Raw genomic sequence first — 15,591 nt, forward strand, 5'->3', positions numbered from 1 at the left:
TTCGGAGCAGACGCGAGTCAGAGCTGCGGTCAGAGTGGTCTTACCGTGGTCAACGTGGCCGATGGTGCCGACGTTAACGTGGGGAAGGGAACGATCAAATTTTTCTTTAGCCACGACAGTGAACCTCTTGCCTAAAGGGGATTAGCCTTGTTTTTTAACGAGTGCTTCGACGATGTTCGACGGAGCTTCGGCGTATTTGGAGAATTCCATGGAGTAGCTTGCGCGACCCTGAGACATGGAACGAACGTCGGTTGCGTAACCGAACATTTCTCCGAGCGGAACTTCAGCGCGGACGACACGGCCAGAGACCGATTCATCCATACCCTGTACCAGACCACGACGACGGTTCAGGTCACCCATCACGTCACCCAGGTAGTCTTCCGGGGTTACAACTTCGACCTTCATGATCGGCTCGAGAACCACGCCACCGCCCTTCTGGGCCAGTTGCTTGGTCGCCATCGAAGCGGCGATCTTGAACGCCATTTCGTTGGAGTCGACGTCGTGGTACGAACCGTCGAATACCGCGGCCTTCAGGCCGATCAGAGGATAGCCGGCAACGACGCCGTTCTTCATCTGCTCTTCGATACCCTTCTGGATCGCAGGGATGTATTCCTTAGGAATCACACCACCAACGACTTCGTTGGCGAACACCAGACCTTCGGTGATGTTGCCCTTGTCGTCCTGATCCGGCTCCGAGAAACGGATCCAGCAGTGACCGAACTGACCACGGCCGCCCGACTGACGAACGAACTTGCCTTCGATCTCGACGTTGGACTTGGTGATCTTCTCGCGGTACGAAACCTGCGGCTTGCCGATGTTGGCTTCGACGTTGAACTCGCGCTTCATGCGGTCAACGAGGATGTCCAGGTGCAGCTCACCCATACCGGAGATGATGGTCTGACCGGTTTCTTCATCGGTCTTGACGCGGAACGACGGGTCTTCCTGAGCCAGCTTGCCCAGTGCGATACCCATCTTTTCCTGGTCCTGCTTGGTTTTCGGCTCTACAGAGAGCGAAATCACAGGCTCAGGGAAGTCCATACGCTCGAGGATGATCGGCTTGTCGGCGTTGCACAGGGTGTCACCGGTGGTGACGTCCTTCATGCCGATCAGAGCAGCGATGTCGCCTGCACGTACTTCCTTGATCTCTTCACGCTGGTTGGCGTGCATCTGCACCATACGACCAACGCGCTCTTTCTTGCCCTTGACCGAGTTGATGACGGAGTCACCGGAGGTCAGGAAGCCCGAGTAAACGCGAACGAAGGTCAGAGTACCAACGAACGGGTCGGTGGCAATCTTGAAGGCCAAGGCCGAGAACGGCTCGTCGTCGTCAGCGTGACGCTCGTCGAACTGCTCTGGTTTGACTTCGTCCTTCGGCACATCAATCAGATCAGGGTGGATACCCTTGATCGCCGGGATCTCGGTCGGAGCAGGCAGGAAGTCGATAACGGCGTCGAGAACCAGGGGAACGCCCTTGTTCTTGAACGACGAACCGCAGACAGCCGGAACGATCTCGCTGGCCAGGGTGCGCGCGCGCAGGCCTGCCTTGATCTCTTCGACGGTCAGCTCACCTTCTTCAAGGTACTTGTTCATCAGCTCTTCGTTGGCTTCGGCAGCAGCTTCCACCATGTTCGAACGCCATTCGTTGGCCAGCTCGACCATATCCGCAGGAATTTCTTCCTCACGGTAGGTGGTGCCTTTGTCGTCGTCGTTCCAGTAGATAGCCTTCATCTTGATCAGGTCGACCTGACCCTGGAAGTTATCTTCCGAACCGATGGCCAGCTGAACAGGAACTGGGGTGTGACCCAGACGGTTCTTGATCTGACCTACAACGCGCAGGAAGTTTGCACCAGCACGGTCCATCTTGTTCACGTAGACAACACGTGGAACGCCGTACTTGTTGGCCTGACGCCATACGGTCTCGGACTGCGGCTCAACACCGGAGGTACCGCAGAACACAACGACCGCGCCGTCGAGTACACGCAGCGAACGCTCTACTTCAATGGTGAAGTCAACGTGGCCGGGGGTGTCGATGACGTTTACGCGGTAGTTGTCGTACTGACCACGGGAACCTTTCCAGAAGGTAGTAACGGCAGCGGAGGTAATGGTGATACCGCGCTCCTGCTCCTGCACCATCCAGTCGGTGGTCGCGGCGCCGTCGTGCACCTCGCCCATTTTGTGGCTCAGACCTGTGTAGAACAGGATCCGCTCGGTAGTGGTAGTCTTGCCCGCGTCAACGTGGGCACAGATACCAATGTTACGGTAGCGGTTAATTGCTGTAGTACGAGCCATAAAGCCCTCGCAAAATAATTGATGCTTGAATTAGAAGCGGTAGTGCGAGAACGCTTTGTTGGCTTCGGCCATACGGTGCACGTCTTCACGCTTCTTGACTGCAGCACCCTTGCCTTCAGCAGCATCCAGCAGTTCGCCGGCCAGGCGCAGGGCCATCGACTTCTCGCCGCGCTTGCGGGCGTAGTCTACGAGCCAGCGCATTGCCAGAGCGTTACGACGGGATGGACGAACTTCAACCGGAACCTGGTAAGTGGCACCGCCGACACGACGGGACTTAACTTCGACCAGCGGAGCGATGGCGTCGAGAGCTTTCTCGAAGATTTCCAGGGGGTCGCTGTTCTTGCGTGCTTTGACGGTATCCAGAGCACCGTAAACGATGCGCTCGGCTACGGCCTTCTTGCCGCTTTCCATCACGTGGTTCATGAACTTGGCGAGAATCTGGGATCCGTACTTCGGATCGTCAAGGATCTCACGTTTTGCTGCTACACGACGTCTTGGCATGATAAGCCCTCAAACGGTCTTCAGGTTAGCCCGGGACGTGGGTCTTCGACCCCTGCCCGACCTTACTCTTATCGACTCAAAAAAATGGATGTCTGCAAACGACCGATTACTTCGGACGCTTGGTACCGTATTTCGAACGACCCTGGTTACGGCCTTTAACGCCCGAAGTATCCAGAGAGCCGCGAACGGTGTGGTAACGAACACCTGGCAAGTCTTTTACACGGCCGCCACGAATCAGGACAACGCTGTGCTCTTGCAGGTTGTGGCCTTCACCACCGATGTACGAGGAAACCTCGAAACCGTTGGTCAGACGCACACGGCATACTTTACGCAGTGCCGAGTTAGGTTTTTTCGGCGTGGTGGTGTACACACGGGTGCACACGCCACGACGCTGCGGGCAGTTCTGCAGCGCAGGAACGTCGGACTTCTCGACCGAACGCTTACGCGGCTGACGTACCAGCTGGTTGATAGTTGCCATCTACTAGCTCCACTGATTGTCTTGCGACTCTATTGTCTTGCAAGAAAGCCAAAAATTGGCGAGACGGAGCCTCACCAAATTTAAGGGTACAAAAGTCTAAAGAGGATCTTGCACCCAGTCAAGACGAGGCCCCGGCCCTCCCCGCCCGATCATCGGCAACATTTCATGTCGCCGATGATCGTCCGAGGCTAGCCGGGGCCCTGCCCTGTACTTAGTTACCGCTGGAATTCAGCGCTTCGGTCAGTGCGGCTTCCACCTCACTGGCGCTTACACGCAGCGGTTTGTCGGCATCACGGCGACGCTTGCGCTCGCTGTGGTAGGCCAGACCGGTACCTGCCGGGATCAGACGACCCACGACCACGTTCTCTTTCAGGCCGCGCAGGTAGTCGCGCTTGCCAGTTACCGCCGCTTCGGTCAGTACGCGGGTGGTTTCCTGGAAGGAAGCCGCGGAGATGAACGACTCGGTCGACAGCGAGGCCTTGGTGATACCCAGCAGCACACGGGTGAACTTGGAGATGAACTTGTCCTCGGCGGCGAGACGCTCGTTCTCTACCAGTACCTGGGTCAGTTCCATCTGGTCGCCCTTGATGAAGCTGGAATCGCCCGACTCGGAGATCTCGACCTTGCGCAGCATCTGACGCAGGATGGTCTCGATGTGCTTGTCGTTGATCTTCACGCCTTGCAGACGGTAAACGTCCTGGATCTCGTTGACGATGTACTTCGCCAGCGCGCTCACACCCAGCAGACGCAGGATGTCGTGCGGATCGCTCGGGCCGTCGGAGATAACTTCACCGCGGTTTACCTGTTCACCTTCGAAGACGTTCAGGTGGCGCCACTTCGGAATCAGCTCTTCGTACGGATCGCTACCGTCGGTCGGAGTGATCACCAGACGACGCTTGCCCTTGGTCTCTTTACCGAAGGCGATGGTGCCGCTGACTTCAGCCAGAATCGAGGCCTCTTTCGGACGACGCGCTTCGAACAAGTCGGCAACGCGCGGCAGACCACCGGTGATGTCACGGGTCTTCGACGTTTCTTGCGGGATACGCGCGATAACGTCACCAACACCGATCTGCGCACCGTCAGCCACACCGACAAGGGCGTTGGCCGGCAGGAAGTACTGGGCAGGTACGTCGGTACCTGGCAGGTACAGGTCCTTGCCAGCGGCGTCGACCATCTTGATTGCCGGACGGATTTCCTTGCCTGCGGCAGGGCGATCCTTGACGTCCAGGACTTCAATGTTGGTCAAGCCGGTCAGCTCATCGGTCTGACGCTTGATGGTGATGTTTTCTTCCATGCCCACGAAGGTCACGGTACCTTTCAGCTCGGTAACGATCGGGTGGGTGTGCGGGTCCCACTTGGCGACGATGGCGCCAGCTTCGACCTTTTCACCTTCCTTGACCGAAATCACCGCACCGTAAGGCAGTTTGTAGCGCTCACGCTCACGGCCGAATTCGTCGGCAATGGCCAGTTCGCCCGAACGCGATACGGCAACCAGGTTACCGTCGGCGCGCTCGACCTGCTTCAGGTTGTGCAGACGCACCATACCGCCGTTCTTCACCTGGACGCTGTCGGCAGCCGAGGTACGGCTTGCAGCACCACCGATGTGGAACGTACGCATGGTCAGCTGGGTACCCGGCTCACCGATCGACTGGGCAGCGATAACGCCGACAGCTTCACCGATGTTCACCTGGTGACCACGAGCCAGGTCACGGCCGTAGCACTTGGCGCAGATGCCGTAGCGGGTTTCGCAGCTGATCGGCGAACGCACGATCACTTCGTCGATGCTGTTCAGCTCGATGAACTCGACCCACTGCTCGTCGACCAAGGTACCAGCCGGAACGATGACGTCCTCGGTGCCTGGCTTGAACACGTCGCGGGCAATGACACGACCCAGTACACGCTCACCCAGCGGCTCGACAACGTCGCCGCCTTCGATGTGCGGGGTCATCAGCAGGCCCTGGTCGGTGCCGCAGTCGATCTCGGTAACCACCAGATCCTGGGCAACGTCTACCAGACGACGAGTCAGGTAACCGGAGTTCGCAGTCTTCAGTGCGGTATCCGCCAGACCCTTACGAGCACCGTGAGTCGAGATGAAGTACTGAAGTACGCTCAGACCTTCACGGAAGTTCGCGGTGATCGGCGTCTCGATGATCGAGCCATCCGGCTTGGCCATCAGACCACGCATACCGGCCAGCTGACGGATCTGGGCTGCAGAACCCCGCGCACCCGAGTCAGCCATCATGTACATCGAGTTGAAGGACTCTTGCTCGACTTCCTTGCCCTCGCGGTCGATGACCTTCTCTTTCGAGAGGTTGGCCATCATCGCCTTGGACACTTCGTCGTTCGCCTTCGACCACAAGTCGATGACCTTGTTGTACTTCTCGCCCTGGGTTACCAGGCCGGAGGCGTACTGGCTCTCGATTTCCTTCACTTCGTCGGTAGCGTTACCGATGATGCGGGCTTTCTCGTCCGGGATAACGAAGTCGTTAACACCGATGGAAACGCCGGAAATGGTCGAGTAGGCGAAACCGGTGTACATCAGTTGGTCAGCGAAGATAACGGTCTCTTTCAGACCAACCACGCGGTAGCACTGGTTGATCAGCTTGGAGATCGCCTTTTTCTTCATCGGCTGGTTGACCACGTCGTACGGCAGACCTGCCGGCACAACCTGGAACAGCAGCGCACGGCCGACGGTGGTGTCGACGATGCGGGTGTTCTTGACCACCGAACCATCACGCTCTTTCACGGTTTCGTTGATACGAACCTTGATTTTCGCGTGCAGGGCAGCTTCGCCGGCGCGGAATACCCGGTCGACTTCCTGCAGGTCGGCGAACACGCGACCTTCGCCCTTGGCGTTGATGGCTTCACGGGTCATGTAGTACAGACCCAGAACCACGTCCTGCGACGGAACGATGATTGGCTCACCGTTGGCTGGCGACAGGATGTTGTTGGTCGACATCATCAGCGCGCGCGCTTCGAGCTGGGCTTCCAGGGTCAGCGGCACGTGAACGGCCATCTGGTCACCGTCGAAGTCGGCGTTGTACGCGGCACAGACCAGCGGGTGCAGCTGGATAGCCTTACCTTCGATCAGAACCGGTTCAAAGGCCTGGATACCCAGACGGTGCAGGGTCGGTGCACGGTTGAGCAGCACGGGGTGTTCGCGAATCACTTCGGCGAGAACGTCCCATACCTCTGGCAGCTCGCGCTCGACCATCTTCTTGGCAGCCTTGATGGTGGTCGCCAGACCACGCATTTCCAGCTTGCCGAAAATGAACGGCTTGAACAGTTCGAGAGCCATCTTCTTCGGCAGACCGCACTGGTGCAGACGCAGGGTCGGGCCTACGGTAATTACCGAACGGCCGGAGTAGTCCACACGCTTACCGAGCAGGTTCTGACGGAAGCGACCTTGCTTACCTTTGATCATGTCGGCCAGGGATTTCAGCGGACGCTTGTTCGAGCCAGTGATGGCGCGACCGCGACGGCCGTTGTCCAGCAGGGCGTCGACCGCTTCCTGCAGCATGCGCTTTTCGTTGCGCACGATGATGTCCGGCGCCGACAGATCCAGCAGGCGCTTCAGACGGTTGTTACGGTTGATCACCCGACGATACAGGTCGTTCAGGTCGGAGGTCGCGAAGCGGCCGCCATCCAGCGGTACCAGCGGACGCAGGTCCGGCGGCAGTACTGGCAGGACGGTCAGGACCATCCACTCAGGCAGGTTGCCCGAGCCCTGGAAAGCTTCCATCAGCTTCAGGCGCTTGGACAGCTTCTTGATCTTGGTTTCCGAGTTGGTCTGCGGAATTTCTTCGCGCAGGCGGCCGATCTCGTGCTCCAGGTCGATAGCGTGCAGCAGCTCGCGGACAGCCTCGGCACCCATGCGGGCGTCGAAGTCGTCACCGAACTCTTCCAGCGCTTCGAAGTACTGCTCGTCGTTCAGCAGCTGGCCCTTTTCCAGGGTGGTCATGCCCGGGTCGATGACGACATAGCTCTCGAAGTAGAGCACGCGCTCGATGTCACGCAGGGTCATGTCCATCAGCAGGCCGATACGGGACGGCAGCGACTTCAGGAACCAGATGTGGGCAACCGGCGAGGCCAGTTCGATGTGCGCCATGCGCTCACGACGAACCTTGGCCAGGGCAACTTCAACGCCGCACTTCTCGCAGATCACGCCGCGGTGCTTGAGGCGCTTGTACTTGCCGCACAGGCACTCGTAGTCCTTGACTGGGCCAAAGATCTTGGCGCAGAACAGGCCGTCACGCTCAGGCTTGAACGTACGGTAGTTGATGGTTTCCGGCTTCTTAACTTCACCGAACGACCACGAACGGATCATTTCAGGCGACGCCAGACCGATGCGGATGGCGTCGAACTCTTCGACTTGACCCTGGTTTTTCAGCAAATTCAGTAGGTCTTTCAAGGCCTTTCCTCCTGGCGGAGCAGGGAGCGGGCATTACCTGCCCCACTCCCCTTCGCGTCACGTGTTATTCGGTTTCCAGATCGATATCGATACCGAGCGAACGGATCTCTTTGATCAACACGTTGAAGGACTCGGGCATGCCCGGCTCCATACGGTGATCGCCATCCACGATGTTCTTGTACATCTTGGTACGGCCGTTCACGTCGTCCGACTTCACTGTGAGCATTTCTTGCAGGGTGTATGCCGCGCCGTATGCTTCCAGCGCCCACACTTCCATCTCCCCGAAACGCTGACCACCGAACTGCGCCTTACCACCCAGCGGCTGCTGGGTAACCAGGCTGTAGGAACCAGTGGAACGCGCGTGCATCTTGTCGTCCACCAAGTGGTTCAGCTTGAGCATGTACATGTAACCAACGGTCACAGGACGCTCGAACTTGTTGCCGGTACGGCCATCGAACAGCACCATCTGGCCGCTCTCTGGCAGGTCGGCCAGCTTCAGCATGGCCTTGATCTCGCGCTCCTTGGCACCATCGAAGACCGGGGTAGCCATCGGCACGCCCTTCTTCAGGTTGTTGGCCAGGGCCAGGATCTCTTCGTCGGTGAACTCGTCGAGGTTTTCCTGACGACCGCCGATCTCGTTGTAGACCTCGGTCAGGAACACGCGCAGTTCAGCGGCCTTGCGCTGCTCTTCGAGCATCCGGTCGATCTTCTCGCCCAGGCCCTTGGCCGCCAGGCCCAGGTGGGTTTCGAGGATCTGACCAACGTTCATACGCGAAGGTACGCCCAGCGGGTTCAGTACGACGTCGACCGGAGTGCCGTTGGCATCGTGCGGCATGTCTTCTACCGGCATGATTACCGAGACAACACCCTTGTTACCGTGACGACCGGCCATCTTGTCACCCGGCTGGATGCGACGGCGGATTGCCAGGTAAACCTTGACGATCTTCAGTACGCCCGGTGCCAGGTCATCGCCCTGCTGCAGCTTGCGCTTCTTGTCTTCGAACTTGTCGTCCAGCAGACGGCGACGGTCGACGATGTACTGCTGAGCCTTTTCCAGCTGCTCGTTCAGTGCATCTTCAGCCATACGCAGTTTGAACCACTGGCCGTGCTCCAGACCGTCCAGCACTTCGTCAGTGATCACGGTGCCTTTCTTCAGGCCCGCGCCACCGTCGACCACCTGGCCGTTCAGAGCAGAACGCAGACGCTCGAAGGTTGCACCTTCGACGATGCGGAACTCTTCGTTGAGGTCCTTGCGGATCTCGTCCAGCTGCATCTTCTCGATGGCCAGGGCGCGGCTGTCGCGCTCGACGCCATCACGGGTGAAGACTTGTACGTCGATGACGGTACCCTTGGTGCCGGTTGGCACACGCAGGGAAGTGTCCTTAACGTCGCTGGCCTTCTCACCGAAGATTGCGCGCAGCAGTTTTTCTTCCGGAGTCAGCTGGGTTTCGCCCTTTGGCGTGACCTTGCCGACCAGGATGTCGCCAGCGCCGACTTCGGCACCCACGTAGACGATACCGGCTTCGTCCAGCTTGTTCAGTGCGGCTTCACCCACGTTCGGGATGTCCGCAGTGATTTCCTCTGGGCCAAGCTTGGTGTCACGCGCCACACAGGTCAGTTCCTGAATGTGGATGGTGGTGAAGCGGTCTTCCTGAACCACACGCTCGGACAGGCAGATGGAGTCTTCGAAGTTGAAGCCGTTCCACGCCATGAACGCGATGCGCATGTTCTGACCCAGCGCCAGTTCACCCATGTCGGTGGACGGGCCGTCGGCCATGATGTCGCCACGCTGAACCTTGTCACCCTTGCTCACCAGCGGACGCTGGTTGATGCAGGTGTTCTGGTTCGAACGGGTGTACTTGGTCAGGTTGTAGATATCCACACCTGCTTCGCCGGTTTCCACTTCGTCGTCGGCAACGCGAACAACGATACGGCTGGCGTCGACCGAGTCGATCACACCACCGCGGCGCGCAACCACGCAGACACCGGAGTCACGGGCAACGTTGCGCTCCATGCCAGTACCTACCAGCGGCTTGTCGGCGCGCAGGGTCGGTACAGCCTGACGCTGCATGTTCGAACCCATCAATGCACGGTTGGCGTCGTCGTGCTCGAGGAACGGAATCAGCGACGCAGCGACGGAAACAACCTGCTTCGGCGAAACGTCCATCAGGGTGACGTCTTCCGGCGCCTTGACGGTGAATTCGTTCAGGTGACGAACAGCTACCAACTCATCGATCAGTTGCTTCTTCTCGTTCATCGCGGCCGAAGCCTGGGCGATGACGTGATCAGCTTCTTCGATAGCCGACAGGAACACGATGTCGTCGCTGACCACGCCTTCCTTCACCACGCGGTACGGACTTTCCAGGAAGCCGTACTGGTTGGTGCGGGCATAGGCTGCCAGGGAGTTGATCAGACCGATGTTCGGACCTTCAGGGGTCTCGATCGGGCACACACGGCCGTAGTGGGTCGGGTGTACGTCGCGGACTTCGAAGCCGGCACGCTCACGGGTCAGACCGCCAGGGCCGAGTGCGGAGACGCGGCGCTTGTGGGTGATCTCGGAGAGTGGGTTGTTCTGGTCCATGAACTGGGACAGCTGGCTGGAACCGAAGAACTCTTTCACCGCCGCCGCAACCGGCTTGGCGTTGATCAGGTCTTGCGGCATCAGGCCTTCGCTTTCCGCCATCGACAGGCGTTCCTTGACCGCGCGCTCGACACGCACCAGGCCAACGCGGAACTGGTTCTCGGCCATCTCGCCGACGCAACGTACGCGACGGTTACCCAGGTGGTCGATGTCGTCGACGATGCCTTTGCCGTTACGGATATCGACCAGGGTCTTGAGGACCTCGACGATGTCTTCCTTGCTCAGCACGCCCGAACCTTCGATCTCGGTACGACCGATACGACGGTTGAACTTCATGCGGCCTACGGCGGACAGGTCGTAACGCTCGGCGCTGAAGAACAGGTTGTTGAACAGGGTCTCGGCTGCATCCTTGGTTGGCGGCTCGCCAGGACGCATCATGCGGTAGATCTCGACCAGGGCTTCCAGCTGATTGCTGGTGGTGTCGATCTTCAGGGTGTCGGAGATGAACGGACCGCAATCGATGTCGTTGGTGTACAGGGTCTCGATGCGGACGACCTGCGCCTTGGCGACCTTGATCAGCAGCTCGGTGGTCATCTCGGTGTTGCACTCGGCGAGGATTTCGCCGGTAGCCGGATGCACGATAGCCTTGGCGGTGGTGCGGCCCAGGACGTATTCCATTGGAACGTCCAGCTGCTTGACGCCGGCCTTCTCGAGCTGGTTGATGTGGCGCGCGGTAATACGGCGGCCTTGCTCGACGATGACTTTGCCGGTTTCGTCATGGATGTCCATGACTGCAACTTCACCACGCAGACGCTGTGGCACCAGTTCCAGGCTGAGTTTTTCGCCGGAAATGTGGAACACGTTGGTGGTGTAGAAGGTGTTCAGCACTTCTTCCGTGCTGTAACCCAGGGCGCGCAGCAGCACCGAGGCCGGCAGTTTGCGGCGACGGTCGATACGCACGAACACGCAGTCCTTCGGGTCGAACTCGAAGTCCAGCCAGGAACCGCGGTAAGGGATGATGCGAGCGGAGTACAGCAGCTTGCCGGAGCTGTGGGTCTTGCCACGGTCGTGGTCGAAGAACACACCAGGCGAACGGTGCAGCTGGGAAACGATCACACGCTCGGTACCGTTGATAACGAAGGTACCGTTCTCAGTCATCAGGGGGATTTCACCCATGTAGACTTCTTGCTCTTTGATGTCCTTGATCGCTTTGTTCGACGATTCCTTGTCGAAGATGATCAGGCGCACCTTGACCCGCAGTGGGACCGCGAAGGTCACGCCACGCAGGACACATTCCTTCACATCGAAGGCGGGTTCGCCCAGGCGGTAGCCTACGTACTCCAAGGCAGCATTGCCGGAGTAGCTGATGATCGGGAATACCGATTTGAAGGCCGCGTGCAGGCCGACGTCGCGGAACTGATCCTTGGATGCTCCCGCTTGCAGGAATTCGCGATACGAATCCAGCTGGATGGCCAGGAGGTAAGGCACATCCATGACGTCCGGCAACTTGCTAAAGTCCTTGCGGATACGTTTTTTCTCAGTGTATGAGTAAGCCATCAGCGTTCCCCAGCTTGGTCACCTGCTTGTTTGGCTTCTCCCGGCGGGAGCAGCCAGAAAATCGTGCAAACCCCTTGGTTTGCGCCACCCACATGGGTGTCTTGCAGCTTGTTATCGGGGCCGGCCTGACCGGCCACCAATAACGGAAAAAGGCCGGTGGCATAAGCCACCAGCCATCAGCCTTTCGCTCAACGCTCAGGCTGGCATCGCAAGGTCGAGATTACTTCAGCTCGACTTTAGCGCCTGCTTCTTCCAGCTTCTTCTTAGCGTCTTCAGCGGCTTCTTTCGAAACGCCTTCAGCTACAACCTGAGGAGCGCCATCGACTTTCTCTTTGGCTTCTTTCAGGCCCAGACCGGTCAGTTCGCGAACGGCTTTGATCACGTTCACTTTCTTGTCGCCGGCTTCAACCAGAACAACGTTGAACTCGGTCTGCTCTTCAACAACGGCAGCAGCAGCGGCTGGGCCAGCAGCGGCAACAGCGGCGGTAACGCCGAAGGTTTCTTCCATTGCTTTGATCAGCTCAACAACTTCCAGAACGGTTTTCTGGCCGATTGCTTCGATGATTTGCTCGTTAGTCAGGGACATGACTTAAATCCTGTATTGGGGTGACAGCCTACGCAGCCATCAAATTAAACGAATGATTTTGAAAGAATTTCGCTTGCCTTAGGCAGCGGTAGCTTCTTTCTGGTCGCGAATGGCTGCCAGAGTACGAGCCAGCTTGCTGGTGGCGCCTTGGATCACGCTCATCAGTTTCGCAATAGCTTCGTCGCGGGTCGGCAGGGTAGCCAACACGTCGATCTGGTTCGCTGCAATGAAATTGCCGTCAAACGCAGCTGCCTTGATCTCGAACTTGTCCTGACCCTTGGCGAACTCTTTGAACAGACGAGCAGCAGCGCCCGGGTGTTCGTTGGAGAAAGCAATCAGGGTCGGGCCTTTGAACGCGTCGTTGAGGATCGAAAATTCGGTGCCTTCAACAGCGCGCTTGAGCAGGGTGTTACGTACGACACGTACATAAACGCCAGCTTCGCGGGCCTCTTTACGGAGTCCGGTCATTGCGCTTACAGTCACACCACGGGCATCGGCCACGACAGCGGACAGAGCGACTTTGGCAGCCTCGTTGACTTCAGCGACGATGGCCTTCTTGTCTTCGAGTTTAATTGCCACGGGTTTACTCCTGGTTTTTACCGTTTCATCTGGCCGAGGCCGGATGTCGTTTTGGTGTCTGATTCGGTAACGAATCGGGAGCACCATCTGCGTGGGCTGGTGTTTTAAGGCTTGCGCCGCCTACGGTCTTGGATAGCCCCCGCCAGGCAGGGACCCCAATTTTTGCTGGTGGCGCGACAAGTCGCGCCACCATGTTCTTACACGTTCAGCGAGCTCTGATCGATGACCAGACCTGGGCCCATGGTGGTGCTCAGGGTAACGCGCTTGACGTAGATACCTTTCGAGGAAGCCGGCTTGATACGCTTCAGATCAGCGATCAGGGCTTCAACGTTTTCCTTCAGCTTGCCAGCTTCAAAGCCGACCTTGCCAACGGAGGTGTGGATGATACCGTTCTTGTCGGTACGGTAGCGAACCTGACCAGCCTTGGCGTTTTTAACGGCAGTGGCTACGTCTGGGGTCACGGTACCGACTTTCGGGTTAGGCATCAGGCCACGAGGACCCAGAACCTGACCCAGCTGACCTACAACGCGCATGGCATCAGGCGATGCGATGACGACGTCATAGTTCAGGTCGCCGCCTTTCATTTCGGCAGCCAGATCGTCCATGCCTACACGGTCAGCGCCGGCAGCCAGAGCGGCTTCAGCAGCTGGGCCCTGGGTGAAGACAGCAACGCGAACGGTCTTGCCAGTGCCGTGTGGCAGCACGGTAGCGCTACGTACGACCTGGTCGGATTTACGCGGGTCAACACCGAGGTTAACGGCGATGTCGTAGGACTCGACGAACTTGGCAGCAGGCAGCGAGGCCAGCAGAGTTGCCGCTTCTTCGAAGTTGTAGGCCTTGCCTGCTTCGATTTTCTCGGCGATTGCCTTTTGGCGCTTGGTCAGCTTAGCCATTACACACCCTCCACGTTCAGGCCCATGCTGCGGGCAGAGCCAGCGATGGTGCGTACAGCAGCGTCCAGGTCAGCGGCAGTCAGATCAGCCTGTTTAGCTTTGGCGATGTCTTCCAGCTGAGCACGGGTAACGGTACCGACTTTAACGGTGTTCGGGCGAGCCGAACCACTGGTCAGGCCAGCAGCTTTCTTCAGCAGAACCGAGGCAGGGGTGCTCTTGGTCTCGAAGGTGAAGCTACGGTCGCTGTAGACAGTGATGATCACAGGAGTCGGCAGGCCGGCTTCTTGACCCTGAGTACGGGCGTTGAAGGCCTTGCAGAATTCCATGATGTTCACACCGTGTTGACCCAGTGCTGGACCAACGGGTGGGCTTGGGTTGGCCTGGCCGGCCTTAACTTGCAGCTTGATGTAAGCCTGAATCTTCTTAGCCATGAGCTACTCCAAAATCGGGTACGAACGCCAGATGGCTCCCCGGATGACTTGCGTTTTATCCCAGTGACGACAAAACCCCGCAGCACACAGGGCTGCGGGGTATTGGGATGCTTTGTCCGCCTAGACCTTTTCGACCTGGCTGAACTCGAGCTCCACCGGAGTAGAGCGACCGAAAATGAGCACTGCAACCTGCAGCCGGCTCTTTTCGTAGTTAACCTCTTCGACACTACCATTGAAGTCAGCGAACGGACCATCAATGACTCGAACCACTTCACCCGGCTCGAACAGCGTCTTCGGCTTCGGCTTGTCGCTACCGTCGGCAACGCGACGCAGGATAGCTTCAGCTTCTTTATCAGTGATCGGCGCAGGCTTGTCTGCGGTACCACCAATAAAGCCCATCACACGAGGGGTATCCTTGACCAAGTGCCAAGTCCCTTCGTTCATCTCCATCTGGACCAGAACATAGCCAGGGAAGAATTTACGCTCACTCTTGCGCTTCTGGCCGTTGCGCATTTCGACGACTTCTTCGGTCGGAACCAAGATCTCGCCGAAACCGTCTTCCATGCCAGCCAGCTTGACGCGCTCGATCAGGGAGCGCATTACATGCTTCTCGTAACCCGAGTAAGCATGCACAACATACCAACGCTTAGCCACGGGACACCTTTAGCCAACGATCAAGGAGACCGCCCAGCCGAGCAGGGAATCAAGACCCCACAGCAGCAGTGCCATAACCAGCACGACAGCCACGACAATCAGCGTGGTCTGGGTGGTTTCCTGGCGGGTCGGCCACACGACTTTACGAATCTCGGTACGAGCTTCCTTCGCCAGCGCAAAGAACGACTTGCCCTTAGCGGTCTGCAGAGCTACAAAGCCCGCGACAGCAGCCAGGACGAGAAGTGCGAGGACGCGATACAGAATCGGAGAGGCGGAGTAATATTGATTACCCACAACGCCGACAACAACCAAAGCCACTACAGCCAGCCACTTGAACAGATCAAAACGCGATTCTTGGGCTTCAGTTTTGGGAGTCATCGAGGAGGATCCTGTGAGAAGAAAGCCATCACACCGAGGTGAAATGGCAGGTCAGGAGGGAATCGAACCCCCAACCTACGGTTTTGGAGACCGTCGCTCTGCCAATTGAGCTACTGACCTGTAACGCTGTATCAGGCCGGCCATTATACCGGCCTGATCAAGTAAATCAACTACTTATTCAATAATTTTTGCTACGACGCCGGCGCCGACGGTACGACCGCCTTCACGGATAGCGAAGCGCAGACCGTCTTCC

Annotated in this window: 12 protein-coding genes, 1 tRNA gene and 1 pseudogene; all 14 read right to left on the reverse strand. The window is 58.2% G+C overall.

The window, feature by feature from the left end; all coding sequences use genetic code 11:
• Positions 1–114, reverse strand: a 114-nt coding sequence (locus tag TZ03_RS29410; protein WP_007916459.1) for a GTP-binding protein, incomplete at its 3' end; no start/stop codon positions are given.
• 27 nt (positions 115–141) lie between these two features.
• Positions 142–2,289 (reverse strand): elongation factor G, encoded by a 2,148-nt coding sequence (fusA, locus tag TZ03_RS26720; RefSeq protein ID WP_051101327.1) that lies wholly within the window; start codon positions 2,287–2,289, stop codon positions 142–144.
• Positions 2,290–2,319: 30 nt separating this feature from the next.
• Positions 2,320–2,790 (reverse strand): 30S ribosomal protein S7, encoded by a 471-nt coding sequence (gene rpsG, locus TZ03_RS26725; RefSeq protein ID WP_003246741.1) that lies wholly within the window; start codon positions 2,788–2,790, stop codon positions 2,320–2,322.
• 106 nt (positions 2,791–2,896) lie between these two features.
• A complete protein-coding gene (gene rpsL, locus TZ03_RS26730; protein ID WP_003255492.1) occupies positions 2,897–3,268 on the reverse strand; it encodes a 30S ribosomal protein S12 in 372 nt (123 codons plus the stop codon).
• 211 nt (positions 3,269–3,479) lie between these two features.
• A complete protein-coding gene (rpoC, locus tag TZ03_RS26735) occupies positions 3,480–7,679 on the reverse strand; it encodes a DNA-directed RNA polymerase subunit beta' (RefSeq protein ID WP_051101328.1) in 4,200 nt (1,399 codons plus the stop codon).
• 64 nt (positions 7,680–7,743) lie between these two features.
• A complete protein-coding gene (rpoB, locus tag TZ03_RS26740) occupies positions 7,744–11,817 on the reverse strand; it encodes a DNA-directed RNA polymerase subunit beta (protein ID WP_051101329.1) in 4,074 nt (1,357 codons plus the stop codon).
• Positions 11,818–12,037: 220 nt separating this feature from the next.
• The gene (gene rplL / locus TZ03_RS26745; protein WP_003255496.1) at positions 12,038–12,403 is read right to left on the reverse strand and encodes a 50S ribosomal protein L7/L12; all 366 of its coding nucleotides are present in this window, start codon (positions 12,401–12,403) and stop codon (positions 12,038–12,040) included.
• 78 nt (positions 12,404–12,481) lie between these two features.
• Positions 12,482–12,982 carry a 50S ribosomal protein L10 gene (gene rplJ / locus TZ03_RS26750; protein WP_016715872.1) on the reverse strand — a complete coding sequence of 167 codons (501 nt, stop codon included), beginning with the start codon at positions 12,980–12,982 and terminating at the stop codon, positions 12,482–12,484.
• Positions 12,983–13,179: 197 nt separating this feature from the next.
• Entirely contained in the window at positions 13,180–13,875 is a 696-nt protein-coding gene (gene rplA / locus TZ03_RS26755) for a 50S ribosomal protein L1 (protein WP_009681244.1), read from the reverse strand.
• On the reverse strand, positions 13,875–14,306 hold the full coding sequence (gene rplK, locus TZ03_RS26760) for a 50S ribosomal protein L11 (RefSeq protein ID WP_003255500.1): 432 nt from the start codon (positions 14,304–14,306) through the stop codon (positions 13,875–13,877). Before rplK ends, rplA begins: the two co-directional genes overlap by 1 nt.
• A 120-nt stretch (positions 14,307–14,426) precedes the next feature.
• Positions 14,427–14,960, reverse strand: coding sequence for a transcription termination/antitermination protein NusG (gene nusG, locus TZ03_RS26765; RefSeq protein ID WP_003255501.1), 534 nt, complete (start codon positions 14,958–14,960; stop codon positions 14,427–14,429).
• A gap of 9 nt (positions 14,961–14,969) precedes the next feature.
• Positions 14,970–15,338 (reverse strand): preprotein translocase subunit SecE, encoded by a 369-nt coding sequence (secE, locus tag TZ03_RS26770; RefSeq protein WP_003257081.1) that lies wholly within the window; start codon positions 15,336–15,338, stop codon positions 14,970–14,972.
• A gap of 44 nt (positions 15,339–15,382) precedes the next feature.
• Positions 15,383–15,458: transfer RNA gene (locus TZ03_RS26775), tRNA-Trp, on the reverse strand.
• Between the two features lie 54 nt (positions 15,459–15,512).
• Positions 15,513–15,591 (reverse strand): annotated as a pseudogene (locus TZ03_RS29415) (elongation factor Tu); the annotation flags it as partial.

Origin of the sequence: Pseudomonas sp. 10-1B (assembly GCF_000935045.1) — a bacterium.
In the GTDB taxonomy this organism is placed as follows: domain Bacteria; phylum Pseudomonadota; class Gammaproteobacteria; order Pseudomonadales; family Pseudomonadaceae; genus Aquipseudomonas.